The sequence below is a fragment of the Polyangiaceae bacterium genome (assembly GCA_016715885.1).
Classification (GTDB): Bacteria; Myxococcota_A; Polyangia; order Polyangiales; family Polyangiaceae; genus Polyangium.
Map to the genome: position 1 here is coordinate 516917 of JADJXL010000016.1, position 7077 is coordinate 523993.

Below are 7077 nucleotides of genomic sequence, written 5' to 3' on the forward strand. Positions count from 1 at the left end.
CCATAACGAGCATTGAGCGTGGGATCTGGAGGAAAGGGTGGCGTGCGAAGCACAGGCCTCGACATGATGGGGCGAACAGGATCTACATCAAACTCGGGGACGCGCTGCTGGAGACGCCGCTCATCGATGTCGAGCTTCGCTCCGATCTTGCGGGCTTCAGGTATCCTTGCAAGAAGGGCTGTCCAGAGATTTGCACCGAGCCCGAGTTTCTCAATGAGCCACCCATAGACCCCAAGGTCTATGACCCAAAGGCAGCGCGGGTGCACCACGTCATGCGTAAGAAGGACCTGCGCGACTGCAAATTGGCTATGTATCTAAACGCGAACGAGTACTGTGTGCATGTGCGTCGGGGCAGGATACGCGTGACGGCACGGCAGTTCAAGCTGGTCGTGCCGAAGTATTCGAGGGGCATCATTTTGGAGTTTTTGAGTTGAGCGGTTGACGGTCGCGGGTCGACGCAAGGCTTCAGTTGGCGGCGGGGTGGCGGCCGCCAGGTCCCGCCATGGCGGCCGCCAGGTAGCGCTATGTAAAACCATCGGGAAAACGTGAGGAAAAAATTGGCATGTTTCGCGCACAACGCGCGGGCATGCTCGAGTTTGCACATGCCGAACACGCAGAGAAATACCGGTACGAGCGACACCGGCCCGAGGAAACAGTCCTCTATCGAGTGGTGAAGGAGTATTGGTCGCCATTTCGCGAGCGTGTGGAGGAATTCGGGAGTTTGCCGAAGTTTGTCGTGAATGAGGTCGAAGGGTATTTGCGTTGTGGCATTCTGGAATACGGATTCATTCGGGCGATTTGTGAGTCATGTGGATTCGATAGGCTCGTGGCATTTTCGTGTAAGTATCGCGGGTTTTGCCCGTCGTGTTTGGGACGGCGAATGAGTGACACGGCGGTCTGGTTGACGGAGCGCGTGATTCCCAGAGTGCAAATACGGCAATGGGTGCTGACGCTTCCGTGGGAATTACGCGTTCGAGCGGGGTACGACCGGGAAATATGTGCATTGGTCCTGGACATGTTTATTCGGGAATTGCAGCGCAGTTATCGCTGGCGAGCGAAACGTGTATTGGATTTGTCGAGTGTGGAGCAAGCGTATACGGGCACGGTGACCGTGATTCAGCGATTCGACTCGGCATTGCGGCTGAATGTCCATTTTCACGTTGGTGCTCGATGGTGTGTATGTGAAAGGCGACAACGGCGAAGGGTTGCGATTTTTTCCGTTTGCCTCGTCCGACCGAAGACGAGGTGTACGAGGTTGCCGCGCGGACGGCGAAAAAGGTGAAGGCGATTTTGGAGAAAAGAGGACGAACTTCGGATAGTGAATCGAGTGGCGAGGAGGGGAGCGAAATCGAACCGGCGCTTGGGGCATGTTATGACGTAGCAGCGCGAGCTCCAAAGAAGCAGGTCGTGGATGGTCCGCGCGTTGGCAAAGGTGCATGTGCGGTCATCGTGGATGGCTTCAATGTGTATGCGGGTGACGCAATCGATGGTCGGGATCGCAAGCGTGTGGAGCGAATATGCCGATACTTGGCGAGGCCGCCGATAGCGACGGAGCGATTGACTGAAACAGGTGATGGGGATGAATTGCGTTATGAATTGAAGAAGGCGTGGAAGGATGGCACGCGTTACGTGACGCTCGATCCGTACGGATTGATGGCGCGGATATGTGCCATGGTCCCACCGCCGCGATTTCATATGATCCGGTTCCATGGAGTCTTGGCGCCGAATTCGGCATTACGCGAGCAAGTTGTTGCATCGGCGAAGCCGTATGTCTCGCTGCAGGAGAATACCGTGCCAAACTCGGTGCAGCTTCCGCTCTTTGGCAAGCTCTTCGACGAGCCCGAAGTCGACGTGAAGCATGCTCGCCGCAAGCCTTGGGCATGGTTGCTCAGGCACGTTTTCGCTATCGACGTCAACGTTTGCCCAAAGTGCGCAGGTCGAATGAAATGGCGCGAAGTTGCGCTGACCGCCGACGCCATTCGTGAAGGTTTGGCCCGGGCGGGTTTGTCTGCGCGAGGGCCACCGAGGCGCAGCAGAGCACCGCTCGGGCAGCTCTCGTTACCGTTTCCGAAGGCGCGTCACGCGTGATACCGCGGACGCATCTTGCGTGAGATTGCGCTCGTATTTGCCAGCGCCGATGCACACGAGTGTCTGCGGGTCAAGAAAAATCAACGCGAACGAACACGGAAAAGCACCCCGCGAAGAAGCCCCGTGTCTGGATGCATGCGAGAACACAAATCCCCGCAGATGACGCAGGGCGCTGTCGACGCGTCAATGCCGGAATTTCGAGGCTAATTTTCCTAGGCACCGACGAGGTTTTACCTGGACGATCTGAAAGCGGGCAAGAAATGGGTGACCCGTTTGTCCTTCCCGGTGCACGTGCTCGCTCGGACCGAAACGTACGACGCCGTGCGCAAAGTGCGATTCGTCAGCACGTACAAATATCACCACGGCTATTACGATGCGCCAGAGCGGGAGTTCCGCGGGTTTGGCCTGGTCGAGCAATTCGATGCGGAGTCGTTTTCCGCTGACCGTGGCAAGGGTTTATTCGCGGATGCTCCGCCTGCCGATGAAGAGTTTCACATTCCGCCGGTGCTGACGAAAACATGGTTTCATACGGGCGCATTTCTGGACAAGGCGCGCATAACAAAGCAGTTTGCGAAGGAGTATTACGCGGGTGATGCGGCAGCGTCGGAGTTGCCTGATGGGTTCGTCCCGTCAGGTTTGTCGGTCAAAGACATTCGAGAAGCTTGTCGAGCGCTGAAGGGGCAGATGCTTCGGCAAGAGGTGTATGCGCTGGATGGGTCGGCCTTGGAAGCGCATCCGTACAAGGTGACGGAAGTTTGTCCAGCCATTCTGCCGGTGCAGCCGTCGAAGCCGAATCGGTACGGCTCGTTCTTCGCGTACGTGCACGAGAGCGTGGACGTGCATTACGAGCGCAATGCGAGCGACCCGCGCGTCGTGCATACGCTGGCGCTCGCGGTGGACCCGTATGGGCAGGTAACGAAATCGGCGTCGATTGCGTATGCGCGACGCAATATTCCGGTATCGCCCGCGGATCTGCCGCAAGGTTTGCTCGCGACGGTCACGGAAACGGTGATCAAGAATGAGCCCGCGCAAGCGGATTGGTATCGCATTGGTATGCCCATTGAAACGCGAACGTACGAATTGACGGGGCTACCCACGACGCAGAGCACGCTGTTATCGTTTGCCGCGGTGGAAGCGGCCGTGAATGCGGCTACGGTGATTTCGTATGAGGTAGCGCCGACGGCAAACACGTTGCAAAAACGGCTCGTCGAGCACGTGAAGCAACGATATTACGATAGCTTGACGGTTGGCGGGCCCAACCCGACCGCGCTCCCGTTTGGTGAGATTGATGCGTTGTCATTGCCCTACGAAACGTATGCGCTTGTTTTTACGCCGGGCCTGTTGGCAGATGCGTTTGCGGGTCGAACGCCTCCAATACCCCTGGCAACGATCACTGCGCTCGTGACGTCGAACGAAGCGGGATACATCGAAGAAAACGGTTTGTATTGGCTACCCACAGGGCGGGAGATTTTTGATCCGGCGAAGTTTTACCTCGCCGTCGAGGTACGGGATGTTTTCGGTACGCCGACGACGATCACGTACGACACGCATTGCTTGCTGGTGAATGCGGTCGAAGATGCGTTGGGCAACATCGTGACCGTTGAAAACGACTACCGGGTGCTCGGGCCGGTCCTGGTGACGGATCCGAATGGCAATCGCAGCGCCGTGAAGGTCGACGAATTGGGGATGGTCATTGCGACGGCGGTCATGGGCAAGGTGGGTGGCTCCGATGGAGATACGCTGGAAGACCCGACGACGACATTCGAATACGATTTGGACCGCTGGCAAAACGATGGCAAACCGAACATGGTGCATAGCGCGGTGCGCGAAGAGCACGGTGACGAGGGATCGCCTTGGCAGCATAGCTATACGTATTTGGATGGCCTGGGCGGCGAATTGATGAAAAAGGTGCAGGCCGAACCGGGGCTTGCACCGGTGCGGGACGAAATAACGGGCGAGCTGGAAAAAGACCTCGAGGGGAACCTCGTATTGGAAAACGCGTCGCCGCGGTGGGTGGGTACGGGGCGCGTCGTATTGGACAACAAGGGTAATCCAATCAAGCAATACGAGCCGTTTTTCTCGTCCACGCATGAATATGAGGATGAGGACGATTTGGTGCAGTGGGGCGTGACGCCCATTCTGCGGTACGACCCGCTCGGGCGACTCATTCGCACGGAAATGCCGGATGGATCGGTTTCGCGCGTGGAACTCACGTCGTGGAAACAATCAACGTGGGACGGCAACGACACGGTGCTCGACGCGGGCAATGCGTGGCATGCGGCACGGCAATCGACGGCGACGCCGACGCCTTCGGCGCAGGATCAACGCGCCGCGACATTGACGCAAGCGCACGCGGGAACGCCGGGGATCGTGCATTTCGATACGCTGGGCCGGCCTGCCATCGGCATCGAAAACAACGGTCCCGGTGCCGAGTACGCGACGACCGCGGAGCTGGACATCGAGGGGAACCCCGTACAAACCGTCGATGCGCGAGGGAACGTTGCGGCTCAAAACAAGTTTGACCTGCTCGGAAGAACGTTGTACACGAAGTCCTGCGATGCGGGCGAGCGGTGGACGCTGATGAATGCCGTGGGCAATCCCATTCGAGGGTGGGACAGTCGCCGGCATATCGTGACGTCGGTGTATGACGTGCTGCATCGGCGAACCGAATTGTGGGTGCTCGAAGAGCCGGATCCGCAAGAGCCTCCGCCACCCGAGCCACCTCCCGAAAAGCTTGCAGAACAAACGATCTACGGCGAGAGCCAGCCGAATCCTGAAGTCGCGAACCTGCGCGGCAAGGTGTACCGAATCAAGGACGGCGCGGGCGCCGTAACGAACGTCGAATACGACTTCAAGGGGAATTTGCTGGAGGCACACCGGCAGCTCGCAGCGGCTTTCAGCGGGCAGCTCGATTGGTCGCAAGCGGTGCCGCTCGAGGCGGAAACGTTTGTCCAGGAAACGACCTACGATGCGCTGAATCGGCCGACGAGCATGAAAACGCCGGATCAAAGCATCGTTACGCCCACGTACAATGAAGCAGGGCTGCTCGAAAGGGTCGAAGCAAAGATTCGCGGTGCGCAGAATGCGACCGTTTTTGTTGACGATATCGATTATGACGCAAAAGGCCAGCGCGAGCGCATAGCGTATGGGGACGTGACCCAAGGGGCCGGCGTCGTCACCGAATACGAATACGATGAGCTCACGTTCCGGGTAAAACGCATCAAAACGACGCGAACCTCGGATTCGGTCATCTTGCAGGACCTGCGCTACTTCTACGATGCGGTGGGCAACATTGTCGAAATGGCGGACCTGGCGCAGAATTCGTTTTACCACAACGGTGAGCTCATCGAGCCGATTTGGAAGTACGAATATGATGCGATATACCGCTTGATTAGCGCGACCGGGCGTGAGCATGCGGGGCAAAATGCAAGCGTCGACCATGATGTGTATGGTTTTTCGCTGGTGAATGCGCCGAATCCAAACGATCCGCAAGCGATGCGCAATTATACGGAAACGTATTCGTACGATGCCGTGGGTAATTTTGTAGAAATGGTCCATGCCACGCTGAATTCAGCGGCGAATTGGACGCGGCAGTATACGACGGCGACTTCGAGCAATCGCTTGCAAGCGATGAGTTTGTCGGGCGCGGGAGCGGATCCGTACAGCGACACGTACGACCCGGACGACCATGGGAACATGCGGCACATGTCGCACCTGCCGACGATGGAATGGGATTTCAAGGATCAATTGGCGCACGTCGTCAAGAGTGGCGCGGGCGATGTGTATTTCACGTACGACGCGTCGGGGCAACGCGTGCGCAAGGTGTGGGTGCATAACGGAATTACCGAGGAACGGATTTACCTCGGCGGATTCGAGCTGTATCGGCGTCACGAAAACGGCCTCGTCTTGGAGCGCGAAACGCTGCACATCATGGACGACACGCGCCGCATTGCGATGGTCGAGACGAAGACAATCGATGCGGACGTGCCAAACTTGACGGTGGTTTCACGGACTCGGTTCCAATGCAGCAACCACCTGGGATCGGCGACGCTGGAAGTGGACGAGAATGGGCTCGTTATTTCGTACGAGGAATACCATCCGTACGGGACGAGCGCATACCGCGCGGTAAATGGGAGCATCGAGGTATCCGCGAAGCGATATCGATACACCGGGAAAGAGCGCGACGAGGAAACAGGGCTGTACTACCACGGGGCGCGGTATTACGCGTGCTGGCTCGGGAGATGGACGAGCGCGGATCCGGCCGGGATGGTGGATGGGGTGAATCTTTATCGGTATGGGCGGGACAATCCTGTCTACTTCATGGACCCAAGTGGTACCGAGGTCAAAACGACGTATCTAGGGTCAAGCAAAGAAGAGAAGTATGTCTCGCGGTTGGAGAAGACTTGGGGTGGAAATCAATATTGGGCGGAAAGCGGCTCGAACGGTGCTGGTTGGTATGTACAAACAGAAGGCAATAGAATTGTGCCCATTCGTATGGGAAGTGAACCCATTCGCATCGGAGTTACGACTGTCGAGCACATAAGGGGCATCAGGGGTCATGAAACCCCAGACGGTGCTCCAAGACCGAAGAGTCCTCTCTTCATGGTTGAGGGGCAAATATGGGATGCACGAGACTTTCGGCCGAGTTCGGACGTCGGGATCGTTGAGGCTGTTAAATCGGCGTGGAAACAGGGTGATACAGCCGATCGGGCTGAACTTGTGGCTACTGGTGTGGGTGCTGCAGGTGCACCGATTCCTTATGGTGGCGACTACGTCTCGCTAGGCGCAAGTGCCTTTATCTTCGGTGCAAAGCCCTCGTGGTCAGCGGCAGAAGACGTGGGGCTTGATGCAGCGGGAGCAATACTTCCATTTGTCCCGGCACTGGGAACGCTGCGACGAGCGGAGGCAATTGCGGATGCAGCAAGGGATACAGCCCATCAGATTGATGCGGTAGGCGCAGGATACCGTGGTCTGCAGCCAGGCGATCGG

3 protein-coding genes are annotated in these 7077 nt (G+C 57.6%); all 3 read left to right on the plus strand.

Annotation, left to right across the window (positions count from 1 at the left end; genetic code table 11):
* Positions 1 to 562 precede the first annotated feature (562 nt).
* Positions 563 to 1282, plus strand: coding sequence for a transposase zinc-binding domain-containing protein (locus IPM54_19600; GenBank protein MBK9261997.1), 720 nt, complete (start codon positions 563 to 565; stop codon positions 1280 to 1282).
* A complete protein-coding gene (locus tag IPM54_19605; GenBank protein ID MBK9261998.1) occupies positions 1222 to 2088 on the plus strand; it encodes a transposase in 867 nt (288 codons plus the stop codon). Before IPM54_19600 ends, IPM54_19605 begins: the two co-directional genes overlap by 61 nt.
* A 264-nt stretch (positions 2089 to 2352) precedes the next feature.
* Positions 2353 to 7077 (plus strand): toxin (locus IPM54_19610; protein MBK9261999.1); only part of this gene is annotated, 4725 nt, incomplete at its 3' end.

What these genes read in the sequence shown, in the direction of transcription:
- IPM54_19600 (MBK9261997.1), top strand. Translation starts at nt 563, where the DNA reads ATGTTTCGCGCACAACGCGCGGGCATGCTCGAGTTTGCACATGCCGAA.